Below are 24,385 nucleotides of genomic sequence, written 5' to 3'. Positions count from 1 at the left end.
CACATACCCCGGGGGGGTGTAGGTTTTGAAGAGGAGGCGCAAATGGCAACCGAAAACTCGACCTCATCCGAACAGGCCCACCAGAGCAAATGGCCGACGTTCGCGGCTATGATCGCGACGTCGATCGTCACGATGTTCGTGCTTAAATACTCGAACGTCTACGAGACCGGGCACATTTGGTTCAGCCAGACACGCATGTGGATGGCGCTTATGATGGGCATGGCGATGATCGTCATCATGCTGGGCTTCATGTGGGGAATGTATCGCACCTTTGTGACCAAGGTGCTGGTAATGGTCGGCGCGGTGATCGGCTTTGCGCTGTTCCTTTTCCTCGCGCGCAGCCAGGCGACGGTGGATGACCGGGCGTTCATGAAGGCGATGATCCCGCACCATTCCATCGCGGTGCTGACCAGTCGGCGCGCGCAGATCTCGGATCCGCGCGTGCGTGAACTGGCCGATGCCATCATCGAGGCGCAGGTAAAGGAAATCGCGCAGATGGAGCTGTTGCTCGAAGACATCGAGGCGAACGGGGAGATGGGCGACGGGACGCCCCTGCCGCCACGCACCGCCGCTCTCACTCCCGAGCTGCAAGCCGAAGCGGAGGCCGCCGTCGGTCGCGAAGTGACGCCAGAAATGCGCGAGGAACTCGACTCCTCGCTCTGATCACATGGCGATCAAGCCGAGCGCCTTGGCCCCCATCCACAGGCCCATGCCGATCATGAAAAGGTTCTCGGTCAGCGAGACGAAGCCCAGCGGCACGTTGCTGTTGCCGCCCACGCAGGCGCATTTGAGCTCGCGCTTGTCGATGTAGACCGCCTTGAACACGCTGACGGCGCCCACCGTGCCGATGAACAGCGAGACCGGGACCGAGATAATCGGTATAGCATGGGCGACCATCAGGATCCCGGCGAGCGCCTCGCCGAACGGATAGACGAAGCCGTATGGCACCCAGCGCCGTGCCAGAAGATCGTAGTTCAGGAACATCGGTGAGAAACTGCGCAGGTCCTGCAATTTCTGGATCGCGAGCAGCGCCATCGACAGGCTGACGAACCATTCGACCGCCTGCACGGTGAAGATGGTGTCAAAGACATACCAACTGATCGCCAGACCGAGCAGGAAGGCCACGCCGAAGATCGCGATGACCGGCTGGTAGCTGGTCTCGTCTTCTTTCGGCTGGCTGCGCGACTTCCCGAAATACTCGCGCAGGTCATCGTAGCCACCGATCCGCTTTCCATCGATGAAGGCCTGCGGCGTGGTTTCGACGCCGTGCTTTTGCTTGAAGGCATCGGTCTCCTCGCGCGTGGTCAGGTGATGATCTTCGACCCCGAATCCTTCGCGCTTCAGCAGGTCCACGGTCTTGAGACCGTAGGGGCACAGATGGTCGGGCATGACCATCCGGTAGACGGTGGCTTTCTTCGTGCTCATCAGTGGCTCGCGGGGTAGCTGGCCCAGACGCTGCGGCCCTCGGGTCCAAAAGCGATGACCTGAAACGCCTGGCGATGATTGCCGTGCTCCATTCCCGGCGAGCCCATCGGCATCCCGGCGACGGCGAGACCCTTCACGCCTGCGGGACGTTCGGCGAGCAGCCGCTCGACATCGGCGACAGGCACATGGCCTTCGATCACATAGCCTTCGACGATCGCGGTGTGGCACGATTGCAGATCGCCCGGCACACCGTTCTCGGCCTTCACCGACAGCATGTCGGGATGATCGACCGATTGCACATCGTGCTCGTCGCTCGCTTCAACATGCTGTGCCCATGCCAGGCAGCAGCCGCAATTCGCGTCGCGATACATGGTGAAGCTGGCCGCTTGGGCAGCGCAGGCGGTGAGCGTGATTCCCAAAAAGAACGAGCCGGTCAAGGTGCGGCGAGCAATGGTGGGACGGAGTAGGGGAATCATCGCAGTCTCCTCAATGAAATAAGGGTGTTGATCCTGGGTCGCATCGAGACCGTCGATGCGGCATCTATCGCTTCGCCTTCTCAAAAAGCGTCACCAGTTCCTCGAACTTCTCGCGCTGTTCCTCCTCATCGCCGCTCGCGATGGCTTCGGCCACGCAGCAGGCGGCGTGATCCTTCAGAACCTGCGACTCTACCTTGCCGAGCGCCGACCGGATCGCCTGGATCTGGTGCAGGATGTCGATGCAGTAGCGATCGTTCTCGATCATCTGCGCCACGCCGCGCACCTGCCCTTCGATACGGTTGAGCCGGTTGATTTTCGCGGTCTTCGCGTCTGCCATGGTCCGAAGTCCATTTGAAATACCCTGTGGGGGTATATATAGCTTGGCGCAGAAGTTCAATCGGAAGCTCGCCCCATGGTCTCATTCTCCCGCCGAAATCTGATCCGCAGCACTGCCGCGCTCGCCGCCGCTAGCGCGCTCCCCATGCCGGGCTGGGCGCGAGGACAATCGCTTACGCATGCGAACAACGGCTTCGGCGAGCTTTCGGGCGACGACATCAGGCTGGCGATCGGCAACCATCACTTCATGACGGGCGCGCGCTCGGGTCATGCGGTGGCGGTAAACGGCACTGTGCCTGGTCCGCTGGTGCGGCTGCGCGAGGGGCAAAACGTGCGGCTGCACGTGACCAACAATCTCGACGAAGACAGCTCGATCCACTGGCATGGCCTGCTGCTGCCGTTCCAGTTCGACGGTGTGCCCGGCGTCAGCTTCCCCGGCATCAAGCCGGGTGAAACATTCACCTACGAGTTCCCGGTGCGACAGAACGGCACCTACTGGTGGCATTCGCACTCCGGCTTGCAGGAGCAGGCGGGGCATTACGGCCCGATTGTTATCGAGAGCGCCGATCCGGACCCGCGCTACGACCGCGATTACGTCGTGCTGCTGTCCGAGTTCACCCCGATGCATCCACACGAAATCATGCGTAAGCTGAAGGTCGGCGAGCACTACTTCCAGCGCGATATGCTGACCGCGACCGAGGGCGACATGTCGGGCGAGATGCGGCGCATGTGGGGTGAGATGCGGATGAACCCGCGCGACATTTCCGACGTGACGGGCAGCACCTATACCTTCCTCATCAATGGTCACGGTCCGCAGGACGATCTGCAACTCGCGTTCCAGCCGGGCGAGCGCGTGCGCCTACGGGTCATCAACGGTTCGGCGATGACGTTCTTCAACCTTCGCATCCCCGGCGTGGCGATGACGGTGATCCAGGCCGACGGACAGGATGTGGACCCGGTCGAGGTCGATGAATTCCAGATCGGTGTTGCGGAGACCTACGACGTGATCGTCACGCCGCCCGATGGCAGCCACGCCATCGTCGCCGAGGCGATGGATCGGAGCGGCATGGGTGTTGCCAGCCTCACGAGCCACAAGGGCCACCGCGCCACCCCGCCGCCGCTCCGCGAAATCCCGACGCTGACGATGGTCGATATGGGCATGATGGACCATTCCGGCATGGGCGGGATGGAAGGCATGGGTGGCATGGACCACTCGATGCGGGACAAGTCGCTCGTGCCCGGCGACGTCGAAGTCGGCCCCGGCGTCGATATGATCGCGCCGATGCCGATGGACCGGATGGATTTCCCCGGCCTCGGCCTCGACAAAGTGGGCCACCGCGTGCTGCGCTACACCGACCTCAAGGCCAAACGGATGAACCCGCACCGGACGGTCGAGCGCAAGATGGAGATCCACCTCACCGGCAACATGGAACGGTATATGTGGAGCTTCGACGGCAAGAAGTTCACTTCCGTCACCGACGATCCGATCCGTTTCGGCTATGACGAACGCGTGCGCGTCAAGCTGGTCAACCAGACCATGATGGCGCACCCGATCCACCTGCACGGCCACTTCTTCGAGCTGGTCAACGGCGCGGACCATATGCACCAGCCCCTGAAGCACACGGTCATCGTCCAGCCGGGCGGCACCGCGACTTTCGACCTGACCGCGAACGAGCCGGGCGACTGGGCCTTCCACTGCCACCTGCTCTACCACATGCATGCGGGCATGATGCAGGTAGTGACGGTGCGACCGTTCCCCGAAGGAGAAGGCGCATGATCCGCGCCGCACTACTGGCCGGGTCGATGCTCGCCACTGCTCCGCTCGCCGCGCAGCATCACTCGGCGCACGGCGGGAAGCCTGCCGCGCAGCCCGCGCCGGAACAGGAAATGGATCACTGCGCCATAGGGCACCTGCCACCCGAAGAGTGCGCGCCGAGGGAAGAACCGCAACCCGCGCCCAAACCAGAAATTGACCATTGTGCGATGGGCCACCTTCCGCCGGAAAAGTGTCCTCCCAAGGCAGGGCCCGAGTCCGTCACGGAAATGGACGACGGCATGGCAGGCATGGATCATTCGTCGCACGGAAGCATGACCGACAAGTCCGCTCCGGGTGCAGCGGCGGAAGAGGCCGTTCCGGCACGCGCCCTGGAAGGCCCGCGCCACGCAGCCGACGCCATCTGGGGTCGTGAAGCGATGGAGCTGTCGCGCGAGCAATTGGCGCGCGAGAACGGCGGCATGACCACCGGCATGGTCCTGATCGAACGGCTCGAAGCGCGCATCGCGACCGATGGAGGCGAACACGGCTATCTGTGGGACGTGCAGGGGTGGTATGGCGGCGACATCGACCGTTTCGTCCTCAAGACCGAAGGCGAAGGCGGGTTCGGCGGCGAACTGGAAGACGCCGAGATTCAGGCACTCTACAGCCGCGCGATCGGACCTTATTTCGACTTGCAGGCGGGGGTGCGCTTCGATCCCGAGCCCGACAGCCTTACGCATCTCGTGCTCGGCGTGCAGGGTCTTGCGCCCTACATGTTCCATGTCGACGGCGCGCTGTTCCTGTCGGACCGGGGCGACCTGACCGCGCGGATCGAGGCCGAATACGACCAGAAGATAACCCAGCGGCTCATCCTCCAGCCGCGCATCGAAGCGGAATTCGCGGCGCAGGACATCCCCGAGCGCGGCATCGGCGCAGGCATCACCAAGGTCGAGCCGGGGTTGCGGCTGCGCTACGAAATCGTGCCGGAGTTCGCGCCTTACGTAGGCATCGAATACGAAGCCAAAGCCGGCGAGACCGCCGACATCGCCCGCGCGAACGGCAACGACCCTGATGGGCTAAAGGCCGTTATTGGACTGCGTGTTTGGTTCTAGTTCGAATTGGGCGCGCGGCTGATTTCTGGCGATGGCGCAAAGGCCACGGATGGCTACAATTAGGGCGCTTTGCTGACCGGCAGCTAACACTGGAAGCGGGCTGGCGGCTGGGCCAGCAGATGCCTGTCCGCTCTTGGGTCCCTGAGTGCTGGTGGCAGATCCTGCAAGCCTGACATTACGCAATTCCAATCGGCCAAATTCTAGCTCTCGCCGCTTGCCTTTCGGTTCTGCGAGGAATGAACCGCCGTTAGGGACCGAGACTTCCGCCACAATCTTCAGACCCGTCTCCAAGGTGCCCGGCTTGGGCTATCAGCCCCTCATCGCAGTCCGCTGCCAGGCAAGCTTCCAGCGTTGCATGCTCAATGCCGAACCGGGAGGAGACGCGCTGTCGCACGGTTCGCTTCAGTTCTTCGAACCGCTCGAGTGACGGGCGGGATGGCACGATGTGGACCTCGAGGGCGCGGCGGTGCTCTCCCAGGTTCCAGACATGCAGATGGTGGATGCTTTCGACACCATCGATCGCCTCGAGTTCGTCCATGATTTCTTGCAGTTCGACGTCATCGGGCACCGCACCCATAAGCAGGCGAACCGTGCGCGGCATCAGCGACACCCCCTGCCAGATCACATAGGCGGCGATGATGACGGTGATGACCAGATCGGCCACGTAGAGATCGTATAGCAGGATCAGGACCCCTGCGACGATCACACCGACAGAGGCCATGGCATCGGACACATTGTGCAGGAACGCCGCCTTCATGTTGATGCTGTCCTTGGCGCCGCGGTGGGTGATGAAAGCGGTCACCAGATCGATCACCAATGCCACGCCTGCAACGGCGATCACCGTCCATCCTTCGATCGGTTGCGGATCGGCGAAGCGGTTGATCGCTTCCACGAGCAGATAGAAGCCGATAATGAGCAGCGTCGTCAGGTTGATGAGCGCGGCGACGACCTCGCCCTGCGCATAACCGAACGTCATCCGTCTGTCGGCGGGACGCCTGCCGATCCTTCGGGCGAACCACGCGAGGCCGAGCGAGGCGGCGTCACTGAAGTTGTGAAGGGCGTCGGCAATGAGAGCCAGCGAACCCGAGACGATCCCGCCGACGATCTGGGCGAGCGTGAGCAGGACGTTGATCGCGACCGCGAAGATCAGCTGGCGATCGCTCAGGTTCTCCTCGCCGTGGTTGTGGCCACCATGCCCACCATGTGTGTGATGATTGCTCATGTCCGGAACTGATCCCCCTTCCGATGCTCGCTCCCCTCCTCGTCATGAATGTCCATGTGGGCATCGCGCAGGATCTGGATGCCGCCATAAAGGGCAATGCATGCCACAGCGACGCCTACCACCAGGTCGGGCCAATTCGCGCCGGTGAGCATCACGACGATCCCCGCGATGATGATCCCGCCATTGGCGATAAAATCATTGAAGCTGAAGGTCGTCGCTGCGCGCATGCTGACGTCCTTGTCCTCCGTCCGCTGGAGCATCCGCAGGCAGATCAGATTCACCACGGCTGCGACTGCCGCCATCGCGAGCATCATCAACCCACCTGGCTCCGAGCCTTCCAGGAACCGACGCACGGCATCGGCAATGACACCTGCCGCGAATACCAAGAGCATGACCCCGGAGAACCGCGCCGCACCACGCTGCCAGATGCGCGAGCGGGCCAGCGCGAGCAGGCTGAGCGCATAGACTATCGCGTCGGACGAGTTGTCGAGCCCGTTCGCCAAGAGCGCGTTCGAATCCGCGAAGTAGCCGACGACGAAGAACCCGATCGCGATCGCGACGTTCAGCCAGAGCACGATCCACAGCGTCCGGCGCTTCCCGGCCGAACCGAGATCGATATCATGGTCACCGCTCATGCCGTGTCCTCCCCGGATCGGGCCCAGTTCTCGGCAACCTGGTGCTGGGAGGGCTCGAAGAACTTCATTTCGGCGCGGATGAGAGGATCGGAGAGCCTGGTGCCCCATTCCTCCCATTTCGCATCGCCGACGATGGCGATCCTGCCGAAGCTGTCCTGATGATGCCCGTCGAACTTGAGGTCGCGCCATAGCCCGGGCAGATCCCAGCCTGCGAAATCGGACGCGAGTTCGATTACCATCGGCAGCTTGCCGGGCTTTCGCCCGACAAGCTGTTCGAACCGAGGCACGAAGTCATCGTAGTCCGAGCTTTCGAGTTGGCCACTCGCGCGTATCCGCAGCAGTCCGTTCTCTTCGTCTATCTTCAACATCGTATTCTCCTTTCCCGGACCGTCATGCGATGTCCGTCAGTTCGCGCTGTTCGTCGCTGGTCACGTTCCGGCGCAGACGATCCCACCACTTCTCGCGCCAGCTGCGCTCATCGTCCGATCGATGGAGCACGAGCCGCGCGATCGCGGGCAGGACGAAGAGCGTGAGCGCGGTCGCGGTAATCAATCCGCCGATCACGACAGTGGCGAGCGGACGCTGGACTTCCGCGCCCGTGCCGGTCGCAAGGGCCATCGGCACGAAGCCGAGCGAGGCCACCAAGGCTGTCATCAGCACCGGTCGCAGCCTCGCCAGTGCGCCATCGGAGATCGCCTCATCGAGAGGCATTCCCTTGTCGAGGCGCTGGCGTATCGCGGTCATCATCACGAGGCCATTCAATACCGCGACCCCCGATAGGGCGATGAAGCCCACGGCGGCGGACACCGAGAACGGCATCCCCCGTAAGGCAAGCGCGAAAACCCCGCCTGCCAACGCCATCGGGATCGCACTGAAGACCGCGAGTGCCGGAACCCACCCGCCGAGCGCCATGAACAGGAGCAGCAGCACCAGTGCGAAGCAGACCGGAACGACGAGTGCGAGCCGCGCCTGCGCAGCCTGGAGGTTCTGGTATTGTCCGCCCCATTCGATGAAGGAGGCAGCCGGCAATTCGACGCGTTCGGAGACACCTGCGCGGGCCTCCTCGACAAACGACCCGAGATCGCGCTCGCGCACGTTCGCCGACACGATCACCAGTCGGCGACCCTGCTCCCGGCGAACCTCGGCGAGACCATCGACCACCTGGAAATCCGCCAGTGTGCGAAGCGGGACCGTGACCCCGCTTTCGAGGACTATGGGCAGAGCGCCGAGCTGATCGAAATCGTCCCGGGTCGCATCCTCGAGCCGCACGACGACATCGAACCGGCGGTCACCCTCGAATACTAGTCCCGCCGGACGACCACCCAGCGCGATGGCCACTGATTGTGCGACCTCCTCCACGGTCAGACCGTATCGGGCGATCGTCGGGCGATCGAAGGCGATGTCCAGCGTAGGAAAGCCAGTGACCTGCTGGACCTTGACGTCGGCAGCACCCTCGACGCCGCGCAGCACCTCGGCCACTTCTCCGGCTGACCGGGTCAGCGCGGTAAGGTCGTCTCCGTAGAGCTTGACCGCCACGTCGCCGCGAACACCCGCGATCAGCTCGTTGAAGCGCAGTTCGATGGGTTGGCTGAATTCGTAGAGGTTGCCCACCAGACCGCTGAGCGACTCCTCCATCTGTGCGACGAGTTCATCCTTCGACAGGTCGGGATCGGGCCACTCTTCGCGCGGCTTCAAGATTACATAGGCGTCGGACGCGTTCGGCGGCATCGGATCGCTCGCGACCTCGGCCGTGCCGGTGCGCGAGAAAACCAGCTCGACTTGCGGGAAGGTCTCGAGCCTGTCCTCCACCTGTCTCTGCATGGCGAGTGATCGTTCGAGCGAGGTCGACGGTATCCGCAGCGACTGAACCGCGATGTCGCGTTCATCCAGCTGCGGTGTGAACTCGCTGCCGAGGAAGGTGAACACGAAAGCCGCTACGGCGAAGAGCCCGGCGCCCGCACCGATCACCGGCCAGGGACGTGCGATGGCGCGGCGCACCGCCGGGCCATAGCGTTCCTTCGCCATCCGAACGGGCTTGACCTCCTTCTCGGTCAGCTTGCGATTGAGGAGCACCGCGATCATCGCCGGCACGAAGGTCAGGGACAGCACGAAGGCGGAGGCGAGTGCCAGCATGACCGTGATGGCCATGGGCGAGAACGTCTTGCCCTCGACCCCCGTGAAGGTGAGAAGCGGCGCGTAGACCAAGAGGATGATCGCCTGACCGTAGATGGTCGGCTTGATCATCTCCTGTGCAGCCAGCCGTGTCTCCGTCAGCCGTTCGCCGAGGCTGAGCAATCTGCCTTCGCGGTGCTGTCTGGCGGCGAGCCGCGCGACGCTGTTCTCGACGATGATAACGGCGCCATCGACGATAAGCCCGAAGTCCAGTGCCCCGAGGCTCATCAGGTTGCCCGAGACACCAAGCCTGTTCATTCCCACGGCGGCCATCAGCATGGATATCGGAATGACCAATGCGGCGATGATCGCAGCACGGATATTGCCGAGCATCAGGAACAAGACTGCGATCACCAGAAGCGCGCCCTCGACGAGGTTCTTCTCGACCGTCGCGATGGTCGCATCGACGAGCGACGAGCGGTTGTAGACGATCTCGGCGACCACTCCGGCAGGAAGCGAGGCGCGGACTTCTTCCAGTCGCTCGGCCGAGGCGGCAGCCACGGTGCGGCTGTTCTCGCCGCTGCGCATGAGGACCGTGCCCACGACCGCCTCCTCTCCATTGAGCGAGGCAGCACCTGTTCTGAGGTCGCCGCCGATGCGCACCGAGGCGACATCCCCGATCCGGATCGGAACACCCTCGCGGGTCGCGACCACCGCCTGTTCGATGTCCTGGGTGCCCCCAAGCCGCGCATCGACGCGGACGAGCAGAGCCTCTCCGGCACGATCGACAAAGTTGGCGCCTTCGGCGAGGTTCGCCGCTTCCAGAGCATCGATCAGGGTGTCGAACGACAGGCCGTAGCCGGTGAGACGAGCAGGATCGGGCTGGACCAGAAACTGCTTCTCATAGCCGCCGATCGAATCCACCCCGGCAACACCGTCGATGGAGCGCATGAGCGGAGCAACGACCCAGTCCTGCACCGTGCGAAGATAGGCTGCCTTGGCGACCTCGGTGTCGAGGCGATCACCGCGTTCGGTGATGAAGCTCCCGTCCGACTGCCAGCCTGTTCGACCCCCCTTGGGCGCATCGCGACCTCCCGGATACTCGTATTCGATCGTATACATGAGCACCTCGCCCAGGCCGGTCGAGATCGGTCCCATCGTGGGCTCCGCTCCTTCCGGTAGCGACGCACCAATCGGGGCCAGCCGTTCGTTCACTTGTTGCCGTGCGAAGTAGATGTCGGTGCCTTCTTCGAAGATCGCTGTGACCTGGCTGAAGCCGTTACGCGAGATCGAGCGGGTCATCTCCAGCCCCTCGATCCCGGCAAGCCCGGTCTCGATGGGGAAGGTCACCTGCGTCTCCACTTGTGAGGGAGAGAGGGCAGGCGCGCTTGTGTTGATCTGCACCTGCGTGTTGGTGATGTCCGGCACCGCATCGATTGGAAGGCGCAGAAGGTTCATGGCGCCGTAGATCGCTGCGAAAACGGTGAGGACGATGACCGCCCAGCGGAACCGCACGGCGATGTCGAGGATGGCCCCGATCAAACCGTGGCGATGGCTGGCCGTATCGGTGTGGGTATCCACAGCGGGCTCGTTCTGAGTCTCAGTGACCATGGGTCGCGCCCTCCTTCCCGAGTTCGGCCTTGAGCAGGAAGGCATTGGCGACAGCTATCTGCCATCCCTCCTGAAGGCCCGAAAGGATCGTCACTTGACCAGCGGATCGTGTCCCGAGCTCCACGTCGCGAGCCTGGAAGCCGGTCTTCGTCCGGACGAAAATCACGTCGCGTCCTTCGACCACCTGGATAGCGTCTTCCGGCACCGCGATGCGGTCGCGGTCGATCTCGCCCGAAGGCCTGATGCGCGCCTGAAGAAAGGCGCCGGGCTGAAGCCCCGGCACGCCGCGCGACAATGACAGGACCGCGGTCGCACTGCGGCTCTCCGGATCGAGCGAAGGCGTGACCGAACGAACCCGGGCCCCGATTTCCCGACCGTCGCCGACCACCAGGACGGCCTCGTCACCAGGTTGGATGCGAGAGGCTTCGGCCGAAGGCAGTGCCACCTCGATCTGGAGTCCGTTGGGATCGACCACGCGGTAGAGTTCCTCGCCGGCATCGACGAAGGCGCCGAGCACAATCGGTGCCGCGGTGATCCTGCCAGCCAGGGGAGAGGTGACCGCCAACGAACGCCCGTCGCCGCTGACGCCAGCAGCCGCTACCGCGGCCTGCGCCCGCTGAAGTTCCGAACGTGCCACGCTGAGATTGGCCCGAGCGGCTTCCAGATCCTGGCGTGCCGTGACATTCTCCTCGAACAGACGCCGTTCGCGTTCGTAGGCAGCCGACAGTTCGCTCACCCGAGCGCGCGCTGCGCTCACCTGGGAGGCAAGAGCAGCGGCATCCGCGCTTTCGATGCGGGCGACGGTCTCGCCGCGCGCCACATAATCACCTAGTGTCTTGCCGACGGAGCGGACGACCCCCGAGGCGCGGGCGTCGATACGAGCTGAGGCTGTGGGGCTCGCCGCGACAGTCGCCGGAAAGACGAGTTCGACAGCGGCTCCAGACCGGACGGAGGCCAGCTGTATCCCGGCCTCGCTAATCTGCTCTTCGCTAAGCGTGATCACCCCTTCAGGTGTCTCGGTCGCAGCTTCCTCCTTCCCATGGTCATCCTCACGTGCATGGTCGTCGACCTCGGAGGTTGGCCAGAATATCAGCGCCATAGCGCCAACCGCGATGACGATACCGACGAGGATCGCCAGCTTTCTGCGTGTCATTGATATATCCTTCATTGTGCGGCCAGCCCGATCAGTTCGGCTGCGGCCAGGCCCCTCTGCTCGCGGGCGGCGATGAGCGCCTCGCGGATCGTGTCGCGTGCCTCTGCGGCTGCGAGAACTTCGATCAGGGGAAAACGTCCGTTGCGATATCCGATGCGAACGAGGCGCAGCGCCTCCTCCGCCTGCGGGAGCGATGTCTGCGAAAGGGTCTCGACGCGCGCTTCGGCACCAAGATACCTTGCCCGGGCCGTGGCGACCGCCTGCTCGTAATCCGCGCGAGCTACAGCTTCACGGGCATTCGCTGCCCGCAACCGAGCCTCGGCAGCGGCGATGTTGCCCTGGTTCCGGTCGCGAAAAGGAAGGGGGATCGATACGCCGACGAGGAAGGCATTGTCGCCGCTTTCCCCGAAGCGCCGCACTCCCGCAGAGACCGTCGGATCGGGAATCCGCAGGCTCCGCTGCCGCTCGATCTCCGCCGCAGCAGCAGTGCTCTCGGCTCGCGCGACCCTATAGGTGAGGCTTTCCTGCGCCTCGGACATAAGCGATGTGGGCGGAAGGATATCCGGGAATTGCGCCGGAACGAGCGGCGCTTCACCGCCGGCCCATAGAGCCGCGAGCGCTGTTCGAGCCGACAGGCTCTCCGCCTCTGCCTCGACCAGATGCGCGCGCGCTTCGGCAAGGGCCGCATCCGCCCTCAATGCGCGCAGAGGCGGCTCACGGCCGACCTCCACAAGGACACCAGCAATGCGAGCCAGTTCCTCGTTACGCGCCACGACATCTTCGGCAAGTTCGACCCGCGCAGCAGCTGCAGCAGCTGCGAGATATCGCTCTCGCACCAGCTGTCCCAGTTCGACCGTGGTAAGGTCGGCCCTGAGAGATGCCAGTTCGGCCTGGGCTTCGGCCGCACCGATCCGCGCGGATCGCTTGCCGCCGAGTTCGAGACGCTGGCCGACGGAGAGCGTATATTCGGTAGACTGGAGACCCGAGAATGCGCCGCTGCCGGCGACGTTCTCGACGTCGAACGAGATTTCGGGGTTCGGGCTCAGACGAGCCTGATCGACAAGCGCGACCGCCGCGTCTGTTTCCGCGCGGGGTCCCATGAGGCGAGGGTTGGTGGTGGCGGTATCGGCCTCAGCGGCGACCCCGCTGAGCTCAAGGGCGTCGTCGAGCGTGACGACACGCGGGTCCTGCGCGCTGGCAGGTCCCGTGGACAGGGCGAGTATCAGCCCCCAGACGGGGGCTGCTCGCCACGATATGGCGAACATGGATGGGTGTTCCTCTGCTGACGTTCAGTTTCGCGTCGGAAAACAAGTCCGACGCGCGGCGAACGTCAGGCGCGAGGAGGGGGCGTTGCCAGTTCGGTCAGATTGGACGCAAAAGAGGACTGGTCGCCAGCGCGCAGGGCACTCATGCCCGAGCCAAAGCCAAAGGCGTCAGATGACCGCCCGACGGCTTGCGAAGCATGATGGCAATGGCCATGCGCACAGGCACCGTGCTTCTCAGGCCCCCTGTCATCATTGCCGGGTTCATCGTGCTGCTCGAGCTGGGATGCTACCGGGGGCTCTCCCGCACATTCGGCCGCTTCCGCCACCGGAGCCCACAGGACACCGAATGCGGTGCACAGCGTGATCAGCTGCAGCAAGAGGGAGCGGGCGAAGAGCCGGGTCATCGCGCGTCCGGTAGCAGCGGAGGCTCGGCTGCGAAAGAACTATCTCGCGAGACGGAATGTGATTTCATAACAATACCATCGATTTACGCATCGGTGTTCTTCGGCGTGCGATCATCACCACACGGCGATTGACCAAGCACACGACTGATCTCCGGTTCTATTTCCATCCGAGCGAATGCGCTTACATTCGAACGACCACTGTTTCCTATTGGAAGTCTCCCGGTGATGTTGCCTATGGGGGCAAGGGAAAGTCGGAATATCTGACCGTGAACTTCGCGCCAATCACGCGTTCTCCACGCAAGCTCCAGCATACGCCAATGCGAGACGCAGTGCGGTCCCAAGCGGTCCTGAGCAACTACGTGGGCCCGTTCGAGATGGTGCCAGGCTTCCTCGAAATTCTGCTCGTCCGAAGCCTTCGCTGCGCGTCGGTATTCTTCTGCGAGAAATGCATCCCTGCTGGGAATGGTATTGCTATCCATGGGACAGCTCCCGGCGTGCCTGGCCGAACACCTCCGCACTGCCCCACAGGGCTAGTCCGGCCATGATCGAGGCGACGAGCAGGTCGGGCCACGCGTCGCCCGTTCCAAACACGCCGAGGGCGGCGCCAAGAACCGCAACGTTTCCGATCGCGTCGTTGCGAGAGCAGATCCATACCGATCGCATGTTCGAATCGCCTTCGCGGAACCGGAAGAGCATGAGCGCGACGATCACGTTCGTCGCCAAAGCCAGCGTGCCGACCACTCCCATTGTCTGGGGCTCCGGGTCCGAACCAGCGACGAGGCCGTAGATCGCGTAGCCGATTACCCACACGCCGAAAGCGAGCATGGTCGCGGCCTTCACTAGAGCGGCCTTGGCGCGCCATGCGAGCGCCATCCCTGCAACGCCAAGACTGATCGCGTAGTTCGCGGCATCCCCGAAGAAATCAAGCGCATCGGCCTGGAGCGAACGGGAATCAGCAGCTACACCAGCCATCATCTCCACCACGAACATGACTGCATTAGCGATGAGTGCGATCCACAGGACGCGGCGCCAGCGCGGATCGTTGTGCGCGGCGGTGTCAGGCTCCGGTGTCTGGCAGCAGGACTTCGCCATGCCACTCTCCTTGCAACGTTCGAGTCGCAAGAACATATGCACCTTGTAGCAACTACAAGGTCAAGCGATGCGTATCGGAGAACTTGCAAAAGCCACCGGCACAAAGGCGGAGACGATCCGCTATTATGAACGAGAAGGCATCTTGCCTGCTGCGGATCGAACTGACAGCAATTACCGCGACTATTCGGACAATCACTTGGCAGCGCTTACATTCGTTCGCCGCGCGCGCCAGCTCGGCTTCAGCATGGCGCAGGTGCGCGAACTGCTCGACTTATCGGATCGCGCCGACAAGCCATGTCAAGAAGTCGATGAACTTGTTCGTGAGCAGCTGGAGGAGGTGGAACAGAGGATCGTAGACCTCTCGTCACTCCGGGACGAGCTGCGGCTTCTGCTGCGATCCTGCCAAGCGAACCGTATCGATGAGTGCCGTATCGTTGGGAGCCTCGCGCGTCCCCTCAGGCGCGTCGCTCGATAACAATAAAGCGCTATTGCTTGGCAGGGATGAGAAGGTTCGCTGCACGCTTGCCAGAGCATGGGTTCAGAGTGACTTCGACTGGGCCTTCCGTAATAGATCGATCTGATCGATAAGCACCCGGGGGTTGTAACCTTCCGCTAAATAGGTCTCGCAGCTCTTGCGAGCGAGCTTTACCTCTCGATCGTCGCGCGTGCGTTTCGATTGTAGGCGCGTCTTGGATCGCTGGTGAACTGCGCCGCGAACGGTGTCGCCATGCTCCTCAAGCTTTGCCGACAAGGCAGTTCGACGAGACAGATACGCATCCAGGCGCTGCACCCTTGCGGTAACACGCTTCAACGTGCCTCTCTTCGCCCGCGAAATGAATGGCTGGTCGGCGTGGATCGCCGACGCGATCACCTCCTGGGGAGGTAGGGCGCGGTCATCCAGCCGCACCCGCAGGCGCGCGAAGAATTCTTCGGTTCCAGCCTCTTTCATCTTGATTCGCATAATCGCATAACGCATAACGCATATGCAATATGCGATTTGTCGATCTCTTCTCGGGTGCGGGCCTTTTCAGCTGCGGCTTCGTGCAGCAGGGCTTCAGTCCGATCCTGGCTGTTGACCTGTCCGGCGATGCAATCGCCAGCTATCAGCGGAACGTCGCTCCTGTCGGTCGCTGTGGCTCGGTATCGGACCTCGAGCGACTGCCCGAATGCGAAGTGCTAATCGCAGGTCCGCCCTGTCAGGGCTTCTCAACGCTCGGTCGCCGCGACCCCCTCGACGAGCGGAATGCGCTCGCGTTCGAGGTCGTGCGGCTGGCCGCCACCAATCCGCCAGACGTCGTTGTCATCGAGAACGTCCCCCCGTTCCTACGATCCGCTGCTTGGTTGCAGATCCGCAATGGTCTGATCGCCCTGGGTTACGATGTGGTGCCTTGGGAACTCGATGCGTCGGACTATGGCACGCCTCAATACCGGCGGCGATCTTTCACGATCGCTAGCCGTGTAGGCACGCCAGAAATTCCGAAGCCCGCCAGCGCGATGGTTCCCGCCCGAACAGTTCTGTCGCGCCCGGTGGATCCGGATGATGCCTTGCATCGATGGCCGGCGCCAACGCCGCTAGCCGAAGGGCGTATGAGACTCATCCCCACCGGCGGAGACAAACGCGACCTGATGCGAGCCGCGCCCGATCTGTGCCCGCCTTCCTGGAGGCAGGTGGGTTGCCAGGCTACGGACGTCTGGGGCCGGATCGATCCGGACAAGCCCGCCAATACCCTGCGATGCGCATTCCAGAACCCGTCCAAGGGGCGCTACATCCATCCCACAGCGAACAGAGTGATCTCCCTGCGGGAAGGCGCGCGTCTGCAGGGCGTGCCGGACGCTTGGCACTTCGTGGGGCGCAACTACCCCGTCGCACGCCAGATCGGGAACGGTGTTCCCGTTCCCCTGGCAAAGGCAGTCGCGGGTTCCATCCGTCAGCTATTGGTAAACAATGTCGATGCCGCCGCATGATTTCCCGATGGCACGCAGGCACTGCTAAGGTGCCTACCTATGCAACTACCCTCCATTAAACCGCAACTTGAACGCCTTTAATCGACGAGATGCCAAGTCAGGGCGAAACGGGCATAACAGAAGGATGAACAGTCCCGATACGATTCGCCAGCCGGACCGACCCGCCGAGTTCCCACTCAAGATCCAAGGCGGCATGCTCGAGGCGCTCGGGATCAATATGTATGCCACGATTGGCAAATGCCTGGTGGAGTTCGTCGCCAATGCTCATGACGCAGAAGCGAACCGCGTCGACATCTCAATTCCCTTCGATGCGATTGAGGAAGCGCGATGGAAGGCGCGCGAGACCGCCAAGGCTCAAGTCGAAGCGGGCGACCGCGACCCATTCACGATACTGCTCACGCCACTGCCCGAAGAGCTGAAGATCACGATAAGCGACGATGGGCACGGCATGTCTCCGGAGCAGATCGAGGAGAGGTTCCTCCCGGTCAACCGGAAGCGTCGTGAGGACGCGCAAGGCGAAGAGACCGTGCTTACCTCGGAGACAGGCAAGCGACATGTCATGGGCCGCAAGGGCCTCGGCAAGCTTGCCGGCTTCGGCGCGGCGACGAAGGTCGTGATCGAAACCAAGAGAGAAGGGCAGGACTTCGCTACCGTCTTCACGCTCGACGACGCGGTGATACGCGAAGCTGAAGATATCGGGGAAGTCCGTATCCCGGCCGAATACATCGAAGGACGTCCGACCCGGCAGAAGGGAACGACAGTCACGCTATACGGCCTCAAGTCCGATGCTGTGCGCTACGCCTTCGAGACCATCGCGAAGCAGATACGCAGTGCGTTCTTCGGCATCCGCCCCGAAGAAATGGCGATTCACATCAACGATACGCTGATAGAACAACCCAATCCCGACTACGTCTTCGTCTACCCGCAAGGTGCATCGGAAGAAGACTTGGCGGATGATGAGGTCCAGATCGGCGAACTGGCCACCATGCCCGTCCGCTACATGGTGGGCTTTCGCAAACAGAACCTACCCACCAGTCAACGGGGCGCGCGGATCTACTGCAACAAGCGCCTCGCCGCAGGTCCCTCGCTCTTCGGACTGCCGACAGGCATGCACAACTTCCACAGTCAGAGCTACATGGAATGCGTCGTCCAAGCCGACGAACTCGACCGGCATGGCATAGACCTCATCAACACCAATCGCAGCCAACTAAGGGAAGACAACGAGATCGTCGCGGCGCTGCTGGAGTTCGTCGAAGAGAGGATGCGTCGCGCGCTCGCTGCACATGCCAAGTGGAAGGAAGAGGTGGTCGACGAGGAAATCACCAAGGCGCCGAAAGCCCGTTTCGCCATGCAGATGACCAGCACACTGGAAGGGCCCGCGAAGGCCTCGGCTCGGCGGTTGTTGCGTCGTCTCGCCATCGAGCACGGCGCCGACTCACGCGAGTTTGAGGAGCTCGCACCGCTGATCGTCCAGACCATGAACACCGGCGAGGTGCTGATCCGTCTTAGCCATCTCGAAACCAACGTGGAGACGATCCGACAGGTAGCGCTCAACCTCATCGAATTGGCCGACATCGAGAAGAGCGACGCGCTCAAGATCTACCGCGGGCGCCGAGACGCCATCAACGCGCTGCTCGCCCTAGTTCGTAAGGGAGAGCACGAATTCTGGAAGAAGAAGGGCATCGAGAAGGAACTACACCAACTCCTGAAGGAAGAGCCGTGGCTGATCAGGCCAGAATTCAATCGCTACCTGACCAGCGACGAGCGCTTGACCAACGTGTCGACCATGCTCGCCGAGCATCTCGGTGTCGACACGCAAGCGGCGCTCGATGATCCCAAGCGTCCGGACCTCGTCTTCCTGATGAGCGATACTGGCCAGCCCCACCGCATCATCGTGGTGGAACTCAAGTCGACCAGCCTTCCTCTGAAGCACGAGCATCTCGTCCAGTTGAAAGGCTACATGGCTAAGGTCGAGACCTACTGCCGGACCGAACTCAACCGACGGGTTACCGTCCACGGCTATCTGATCGGTTCGATGCCGGACGAGAAAACCGTCAACGATGACGAACGTCTGCTGCTGAGCGAGATCGAGAAGCAGGGGCTCAATTCCGAATGGTCCGTCATGGGGACCCGTTCGATGCTCGAATACGCACAGGTCGCAAACGGACATGCGATTGCCGCAATGGAGAAGGATCTCGCCGATCTCGATCAGGACGCCGAGGACGAAGAGACCCAGGAGGCGGCTGCCTGAACGTCTGCAAGTCATCGCAGATTCGATGAGCGAAGCTCTATGACCATCTCCCGTTCAAGAAAATGGCGCGAGCAGGGTGAGAGATTGGCGAGACTGGCGCGGGACGCACCCAGCGTATACTTTCCCGAACCTTACCCGGGAGAAGCTCTCTACAGCATAATCGCAAGACTTCGACAGCACACAGGGATGACACACTCTACATTTTCGTGGAGCGTATTCGGCGAGGAGATACGCGTTTTCGCGATCAATCTGCCGTTCCGTATCCAAGCGGTGGCGCGGCGGATCCCCGACCGGATGGCACTGGACAGCAAAACCATCGCCGTGCGTCATACCGGCTTTCCCTACTATACCGCCTATATGGACAATGCCCTTAAGAAGCGTGTCTTAACCGAGATGATCGGAACTGACGGCAATGCCGTCCGGACAGCAGGCGCCCGCGCGCGACCGGTTACCAATACGGATTTCCTGCGCTTCTGCGCCGAGTGCAATATGGAAGCGGTAAGGAAATACGGTGAGGCTTACTGGCGGCAGGTCCATCAGCTACCTATCGTCACGATCTGCCCCGATCATGGTCTGGACCTGCAGAAAAGCAGCTTGCCGAACGGGTTCATTAAGTCGTTCGCAACGACCGGCGAGGATACGTGCCCGCCGAGAGCTCCTACGGTGATACCTCGGAATGCTCCCGTTGATCGCACCTTGCTTTTCCAATTGGCTTTGGACGCCCGCGAACTCCAGCAGGGGATATACCCGAAAGTGGCACCAAAGAATTATCGAGCGGCACAGTTCAAAACCATGCTAGGGAAGGCCGGCATCCTGACACCTCGCGGTTATATCCGCTACGACCGGTTTCACGAAGATGTTGATCGAGTTCTAAATGGACTGCTTCCGGTGTTTCCGGAACTTCGACAAGGATCAGTCGCCGGTCCCTGGATATTGCGATTCCGTGAAGGCAAGGCGGGACATCATCCGGACCGCACGTTGCTATTGGCGCACGCTCTCGAGCGATTGGCCGCGTGAGCCTCATGCAGACCCAGTTGGCGCCCGAAGGATTTCGTCCCATAATACTGGAACGCGATTGAGATATTTTGGAAAGATTTATGTTCCTGGCCCTTGGGCGGAAAAGGGATAAGGGAGGTGGAAAGGAAAAGGTCATCGGCGCGGCTCGCAAGGGCGCAGCGAGTGACCGAAAGGAAAGAACTCTATTATCGCTGCACACCTTGCGGCGGGGAGTGTTTTACAGCCCACTAACCTTTTGCGCTTATGCGACGAATTGTGAAGAAGCTCGTCGCCCAGAACACTCCGGAATTGCCGGCGCAGCTTCCGCTCAGGGTATTGCTCGGCCTGCGCGACATCGCGGGGCTGGACCGGGCGTTTTTGCGCAGTCTTCAATATGATCATCTCGCCGGGCTCAGCCTGTTGCGCGTGGTCGGCCATATGGTGGGCGCGCTGGTCGGCCTTGCCTGCCTGTTGCCCTATGCGCCGATCTCGCTGATCGCGGCATGGATCATCGTGTTGACCGGCGGGGTGATCTATTTCTCCCGGCTGGAACATGCGATGGTCGTCGCGGACCTGCGCAAGGTCACCGATGGGGATGCCAACCGGCACCTCGTAGGCTCGGCATGGCTCGGCCTGACCTGGATGCTGCTGCCGATCATGCTGTTTCTCTACGCCGGCGAGGCGGGGATGCTGCGCGGTTTTGCGCTGGTGGCGGTAATTGTGGTCGGGGTGGGCACTGCGCTGGCGGTCGTGCCGTTGCGCGCGATCGTGTTCATCGCCCCTGCCTGCATCGCGTCGACCGTGTGCTTCGCCCTGCGCGGCGACATGGTTATGGCCTGTATTTCGGCGGTGTATTTCCTCGCCAATCTCGTCTCGATCGCGCGTCGGGCGGAAAGCTTTTTGCGCGCCGGTGTCGCCGAAACCGCGATGCGGCAGAAATCGGAAACCGTCTCCCTGCTGCTGCGCGAGTTCGAGGAGAACGAGGCCGACTGGCTGTGGCAGATCGACAGGACGCGCCTGATCCGCTCGGTCTCCCCCCGCTTCGCCTTCGCGCTGGGCTCCCGGCCCGACGAGATCGAAGGCAAGCCTTTCTTCGAGGTCCTGTCGGGCGATGGCTGGGACATGTGCAATTTCGCGCCGAGCCTGCGGGTGCTGGCGGACCGGATCAAGGCCCGCGAAAGCTTTTCCAACCTGATCGTTCAGGTCTGGGTTGGCGGGCAGCAGCGCTGGTGGGAGCTCTCCGGCACTCCGATGCTTGACGAGCGCGGGCAAGAAGTTGGCTTTCGGGGCGTGGGATCGGACGTGACCGAACAGCGCAAATCTTCCGAAAAGATCGCCTATCTCGCCCGCTACGACACGCTGACCGGCCTGCCCAACCGCCTGATGCTGAACGAATCGCTGGGCGAGGCGATGGACGAAGCGCGCCAGTGGCGGCGTCGCTGCGCGTTCATCATGCTCGATCTGGACCGGTTCAAAGCGGTCAATGACTCGCTCGGCCACCAGATCGGCGACCGGCTGCTGGAACAGGTCTCCCACCGGTTGAGCGAGCTGACGGGCGAGAACGAGATCTGCGGTCGGCTGGGCGGGGACGAGTTCGCCATCGTGATGCGCGATGCCCCCGATTCCTGCGCGGTCGACACGCTTGCCCGCAAGGTGATCGAGCGCCTGTCGCAGCCCTACGAGGTCGACCAGCACACGCTGTTCGTTGGGGCGAGCGCGGGCTCCGCGCTGGCACCGCGCGATGGCAAGACGGTCGAGGAACTGATGCGCAACGCCGACCTAGCGCTGTACCGCGCAAAAGACGGCGGGCGCGGGGTGCACTTCGCCTACGAACCTTCGCTCCACGCCGATGCGGAGGAGCGCCGCCAGCTCGAATTCTCGCTGCGCAAGGCGCTGGAAAAGGACGAACTGCTGCTCAATTTCCAGCCGGTGGTCGATGCCAACAGTGAACAAGTCGTCAGCTTCGAGGCGCTGGTCCGCTGGCAGAGCGAAGATCACGGCTTTGTCAGTCCGGGCAAGTTCATCCCGGTGGCGGAGGATACCCGCCTGATCGTGCCGATCGGCACCTGGGTAATGCAGCAGGCCTGCCTTGAGGCGACGGCCTGGCCCCGAGGGGTCAAGGTCAACGTCAACGTCTCGCCCGAACAGCTGATGGAGCCCGACTTCGCCGATACGGTGGTCGATGCCCTCACGCGCAGCGGGCTCGACCCGCAGCGGCTCGAAATCGAGGTGACGGAGAGCATTTTCCTGGGCGATGCGGAGATCGCGCGGCAGGCGCTGGCCAAGGTGATGGCGCTGGGCTGCCAGGTGGCGCTCGACGATTTCGGGACCGGCTATTCCTCGCTCGGCTATTTGCGCAAGCTCAAGTTCTCGACCATCAAGGTCGATCGCAGCTTCGTGCAGGGGGCCGCGCAGGGCAGCAGCGAGAGCCTCGCGATCGTGCGCGCCGTGGTCGCCATGGCGAAGAGCCTGGAGATGAAGACCACTGCCGAAGGGGTCGAGACGGAAGACGAGGCAAGTCTGGTCCGCCGGATGGGCTGCGACCGGATTCAGGGCTTCTATTTCGGCCGCCCGATGAGCAGCGCCGATGCCCGCTCCCTGTTCAGCGACGACTTCAGCCAGCTGCGGGCGTAGTTTGGTTTAGGGTTCGCAATGGCGAACCCGGACGCCTCCCGCCCCGCCTCCCCACCCGGCCACCAAGGGTACCACCACGATATGGTGGCCGGGTGGGGAGGCGGGGCGGGAGGTCAGCGCCTACAAAATCAGGCCGCTTCGGCTAGGCTCCGGGCGAGCGATTCGAACAGACGGCGACCGTCGGTGCCGCCGTGGGCGGCTTCGATCGCGCGTTCGGGGTGCGGCATCATGCCCAGCACCGTGCCGCTTTCGTTGACGATGCCCGCAATGTCACGGCGCGATCCGTTGGTTGCGTGGGCATAGCGGAACACCACGCGGCCATCGCCTTCCAGCGCATCCAGCGTCGCCTCGTCGGCGAAGTAGTTGCCGTCGTGGTGCGCCACGGGGATGGTGATCGTCTCGCCCGCTTCATAGCCTGCGGTGAAGAGGGTCTGCGTGTTTTCGACCTTGAGCTGCGCGTCGCGGCACACGAAGCGCTGGCCGGCGTTGCGCATCAGCGCGCCCGGCAGCAGGCCCGCTTCGGCGAGCACCTGGAAGCCGTTGCACACGCCCAGCACGGGCACGCCGCGCGCGGCGGCCGCCTTCACTTCGCGCATGATCGGGCTGTTCGCCGCCATCGCGCCCGAACGCAGGTAGTCGCCGTAGGAGAAACCGCCGGGCAGGGCGATGAAATCGACGCGGTCGGGCAGCGCGGTGTCGCGATGCCAGACCTGCGTCGGCTGCTTGCCGAACACCTCGGCAATCGCGACCATCATGTCGCGGTCGCAGTTGGAGCCGGGGAAGGTGACGACGGCGGTGTTCATTACCCCGCGTCCTCGATCCGGTAATTCTCGATCACGGTGTTGGCGAGCAGCTTCTCGCACATCTCGGCGACCTTTTCGTCCGAGACGCCATCGGCCAGCTCCAGCTCGACCAGCCGGCCGATCCGCACATCTTCGACCCCGTCGAAGCCGAGCCCGTCGAGCGCATGGTGCACGGCACGCCCCTGCGGGTCGAGCACGCCGGGCTTGAGGGTTACGAACACGCGCTTTTTCATCTTGGAGCCTCGGATCCTGACAATCTCTTACGGGCCTCGCCGCCTAGCGCCCCGCGCGCGCCCGCGCAACGCAGCGCTTAGGCGATACTCACTTCTTCTTCGGCGTGCTGCCGCGCACGCGGCCGCGGTGGGCGGAAAGGTCGAACACCTCGCCCGGGGTGTTGCCGTCGTTCTGCAGCACGCCGAGGCGCCGGGCGACTTCCTGATAGGCTTCTTCCTCACCACCGAGGTCGCGGCGGAAACGATCCTTGTCGAGCTTTTCGCCCGAGTTCATGTCCCACAACCGGCACCCGTCGGGGCTGATCTCGTCGGCGAGGATCACGCGCGAATAGTCGCCGTCCCACAGCCGCCCGAATTCGAGCTTGAAGTCGACCAGCCGGATGTCGACCGCGGCGAACATCCCGGCGATGAAATCGTTGATGCGGATCGCCATCGCGGACATGTCCTGCATCTCTTCCTGGCTCGCCCAGTTGAAGCAGGCGATGTGTTCTTCGGCGACCAGCGGATCGCCCAGCGCATCGTCCTTGTAGTAATATTCGATCAGCGAGTGGGGCAGGGGCTCGCCTTCTTCCAGCCCCAGCCGCTTGCACAGCGAGCCGGCTGCAACGTTGCGCACGACCACTTCGAGCGGAATGATCTCGACCTGCCGGATCAGCTGTTCGCGCATGTTGAGGCGGCGGATGAAGTGCGTCGGGATGCCGATATTGGCCAGCCGCGTGAACACGTGTTCGCTGATGCGGTTGTTGATCACGCCCTTGCCGTTGATCGTGCCCTTTTTCTCGGCATTGAAGGCGGTCGCATCATCCTTGAAATACTGGATCAGCGTGCCCGGCTCAGGCCCCTCGTAAAGGATCTTGGCCTTGCCTTCGTAGATCTGGCGACGACGGGACATGGGGCTTACCTT

General features: G+C 62.8%; 24 protein-coding genes. 8 read left to right on the top strand and 16 right to left on the bottom strand.

Annotated features, from left to right (window positions below; translation table 11 throughout):
* Window positions 1–42: 42 nt before the first annotated feature.
* Entirely contained in the window at window positions 43–663 is a 621-nt protein-coding gene (locus tag KYN89_RS04605; RefSeq protein ID WP_222823994.1) for a DUF305 domain-containing protein, read from the top strand.
* On the opposite strand, the gene KYN89_RS04600 is transcribed toward KYN89_RS04605, so the two are convergent.
* The 3 genes from KYN89_RS04600 to KYN89_RS04590 form a co-directional block, all read right to left on the bottom strand.
* Complete coding sequence (locus KYN89_RS04600; RefSeq protein ID WP_222823993.1) at window positions 664–1,425, bottom strand: MauE/DoxX family redox-associated membrane protein; 762 nt, start codon at window positions 1,423–1,425, stop codon at window positions 664–666. It lies immediately after the preceding gene.
* Window positions 1,425–1,901: a DUF411 domain-containing protein gene (locus tag KYN89_RS04595; RefSeq protein ID WP_222823992.1), complete on the bottom strand. Its 477-nt coding sequence runs from the start codon at window positions 1,899–1,901 to the stop codon at window positions 1,425–1,427. Before KYN89_RS04595 ends, KYN89_RS04600 begins: the two co-directional genes overlap by 1 nt.
* Before the next feature lie 64 nt (window positions 1,902–1,965).
* Window positions 1,966–2,238, bottom strand: coding sequence for a metal-sensitive transcriptional regulator (locus KYN89_RS04590; protein ID WP_222823991.1), 273 nt, complete (start codon window positions 2,236–2,238; stop codon window positions 1,966–1,968).
* Window positions 2,239–2,313: 75 nt separating this feature from the next.
* Here KYN89_RS04590 and KYN89_RS04585 point away from each other — a divergent pair, with 75 nt between their 5' ends.
* Both KYN89_RS04585 and KYN89_RS04580 read left to right on the top strand, forming a co-directional pair.
* Window positions 2,314–4,014 (top strand): copper resistance system multicopper oxidase, encoded by a 1,701-nt coding sequence (locus KYN89_RS04585; protein WP_222823990.1) that lies wholly within the window; start codon window positions 2,314–2,316, stop codon window positions 4,012–4,014.
* Window positions 4,011–5,105, top strand: a complete 1,095-nt coding sequence (locus tag KYN89_RS04580) for a copper resistance protein B (protein WP_222823989.1) — start codon at window positions 4,011–4,013, stop codon at window positions 5,103–5,105. The genes KYN89_RS04585 and KYN89_RS04580 overlap by 4 nt, the downstream gene beginning before the upstream one ends.
* 247 nt (window positions 5,106–5,352) lie before the next feature.
* On the opposite strand, the gene KYN89_RS04575 is transcribed toward KYN89_RS04580, so the two are convergent.
* The 9 genes from KYN89_RS04575 to KYN89_RS04535 form a co-directional block, all read right to left on the bottom strand.
* Entirely contained in the window at window positions 5,353–6,327 is a 975-nt protein-coding gene (locus tag KYN89_RS04575) for a cation diffusion facilitator family transporter (RefSeq protein WP_222823988.1), read from the bottom strand.
* A complete protein-coding gene (locus KYN89_RS04570; RefSeq protein WP_222823987.1) occupies window positions 6,324–6,962 on the bottom strand; it encodes a cation diffusion facilitator family transporter in 639 nt (212 codons plus the stop codon). Before KYN89_RS04570 ends, KYN89_RS04575 begins: the two co-directional genes overlap by 4 nt.
* The gene (locus tag KYN89_RS04565; protein ID WP_248284971.1) at window positions 6,959–7,330 is read right to left on the bottom strand and encodes a SpoIIAA family protein; all 372 of its coding nucleotides are present in this window, start codon (window positions 7,328–7,330) and stop codon (window positions 6,959–6,961) included. Before KYN89_RS04565 ends, KYN89_RS04570 begins: the two co-directional genes overlap by 4 nt.
* Window positions 7,331–7,352: 22 nt before the next feature.
* A complete protein-coding gene (locus KYN89_RS04560; protein ID WP_222824109.1) occupies window positions 7,353–10,616 on the bottom strand; it encodes an efflux RND transporter permease subunit in 3,264 nt (1,087 codons plus the stop codon).
* Between the two features lie 58 nt (window positions 10,617–10,674).
* On the bottom strand, window positions 10,675–11,838 hold the full coding sequence (locus KYN89_RS04555) for an efflux RND transporter periplasmic adaptor subunit (protein WP_222823986.1): 1,164 nt from the start codon (window positions 11,836–11,838) through the stop codon (window positions 10,675–10,677).
* 11 nt (window positions 11,839–11,849) lie between these two features.
* Entirely contained in the window at window positions 11,850–13,103 is a 1,254-nt protein-coding gene (locus KYN89_RS04550) for a TolC family protein (protein WP_222823985.1), read from the bottom strand.
* A gap of 65 nt (window positions 13,104–13,168) precedes the next feature.
* The gene (locus KYN89_RS04545) at window positions 13,169–13,507 is read right to left on the bottom strand and encodes a hypothetical protein (protein WP_222823984.1); all 339 of its coding nucleotides are present in this window, start codon (window positions 13,505–13,507) and stop codon (window positions 13,169–13,171) included.
* Between the two features lie 83 nt (window positions 13,508–13,590).
* Window positions 13,591–13,986, bottom strand: coding sequence for a DUF3703 domain-containing protein (locus KYN89_RS04540; RefSeq protein ID WP_222823983.1), 396 nt, complete (start codon window positions 13,984–13,986; stop codon window positions 13,591–13,593).
* The gene (locus KYN89_RS04535) at window positions 13,979–14,599 is read right to left on the bottom strand and encodes a cation efflux transmembrane domain-containing protein (protein ID WP_222823982.1); all 621 of its coding nucleotides are present in this window, start codon (window positions 14,597–14,599) and stop codon (window positions 13,979–13,981) included. The genes KYN89_RS04540 and KYN89_RS04535 overlap by 8 nt, the downstream gene beginning before the upstream one ends.
* 67 nt (window positions 14,600–14,666) lie before the next feature.
* Here KYN89_RS04535 and KYN89_RS04530 point away from each other — a divergent pair, with 67 nt between their 5' ends.
* On the top strand, window positions 14,667–15,074 hold the full coding sequence (locus tag KYN89_RS04530) for a MerR family transcriptional regulator (protein ID WP_222823981.1): 408 nt from the start codon (window positions 14,667–14,669) through the stop codon (window positions 15,072–15,074).
* 63 nt (window positions 15,075–15,137) lie between these two features.
* On the opposite strand, the gene KYN89_RS04525 is transcribed toward KYN89_RS04530, so the two are convergent.
* Entirely contained in the window at window positions 15,138–15,575 is a 438-nt protein-coding gene (locus KYN89_RS04525) for a hypothetical protein (protein WP_222823980.1), read from the bottom strand.
* A 14-nt stretch (window positions 15,576–15,589) separates the two neighbouring features.
* Here KYN89_RS04525 and KYN89_RS04520 point away from each other — a divergent pair, with 14 nt between their 5' ends.
* From KYN89_RS04520 to KYN89_RS04505, 4 genes are all read left to right on the top strand, one after another.
* On the top strand, window positions 15,590–16,564 hold the full coding sequence (locus tag KYN89_RS04520; protein WP_222823979.1) for a DNA cytosine methyltransferase: 975 nt from the start codon (window positions 15,590–15,592) through the stop codon (window positions 16,562–16,564).
* A 124-nt stretch (window positions 16,565–16,688) separates the two neighbouring features.
* On the top strand, window positions 16,689–18,815 hold the full coding sequence (locus tag KYN89_RS04515) for an ATP-binding protein (RefSeq protein WP_222823978.1): 2,127 nt from the start codon (window positions 16,689–16,691) through the stop codon (window positions 18,813–18,815).
* 39 nt (window positions 18,816–18,854) lie between these two features.
* On the top strand, window positions 18,855–19,832 hold the full coding sequence (locus KYN89_RS04510) for a TniQ family protein (protein WP_222823977.1): 978 nt from the start codon (window positions 18,855–18,857) through the stop codon (window positions 19,830–19,832).
* Window positions 19,833–20,087: 255 nt separating this feature from the next.
* A complete protein-coding gene (locus KYN89_RS04505) occupies window positions 20,088–22,445 on the top strand; it encodes a putative bifunctional diguanylate cyclase/phosphodiesterase (protein WP_222823976.1) in 2,358 nt (785 codons plus the stop codon).
* A 128-nt stretch (window positions 22,446–22,573) separates the two neighbouring features.
* On the opposite strand, the gene purQ is transcribed toward KYN89_RS04505, so the two are convergent.
* The 3 genes from purQ to purC form a co-directional block, all read right to left on the bottom strand.
* The gene (purQ, locus tag KYN89_RS04500) at window positions 22,574–23,248 is read right to left on the bottom strand and encodes a phosphoribosylformylglycinamidine synthase subunit PurQ (protein ID WP_222823975.1); all 675 of its coding nucleotides are present in this window, start codon (window positions 23,246–23,248) and stop codon (window positions 22,574–22,576) included.
* A complete protein-coding gene (purS, locus tag KYN89_RS04495; RefSeq protein ID WP_197636562.1) occupies window positions 23,248–23,481 on the bottom strand; it encodes a phosphoribosylformylglycinamidine synthase subunit PurS in 234 nt (77 codons plus the stop codon). The genes purQ and purS overlap by 1 nt, the downstream gene beginning before the upstream one ends.
* Before the next feature lie 88 nt (window positions 23,482–23,569).
* Window positions 23,570–24,373, bottom strand: coding sequence for a phosphoribosylaminoimidazolesuccinocarboxamide synthase (gene purC / locus KYN89_RS04490; RefSeq protein WP_222823974.1), 804 nt, complete (start codon window positions 24,371–24,373; stop codon window positions 23,570–23,572).
* Between the last annotated feature and the right edge of the window lie 12 nt (window positions 24,374–24,385).

The sequence above is a fragment of the Alteriqipengyuania abyssalis genome, from assembly GCF_019857185.1.
In the GTDB taxonomy this organism is placed as follows: domain Bacteria; phylum Pseudomonadota; class Alphaproteobacteria; order Sphingomonadales; family Sphingomonadaceae; genus Alteriqipengyuania; species Alteriqipengyuania abyssalis.
Note: the sequence above shows the minus strand (reverse complement) of the source record. Positions and strands in the feature narration are given on the sequence as shown.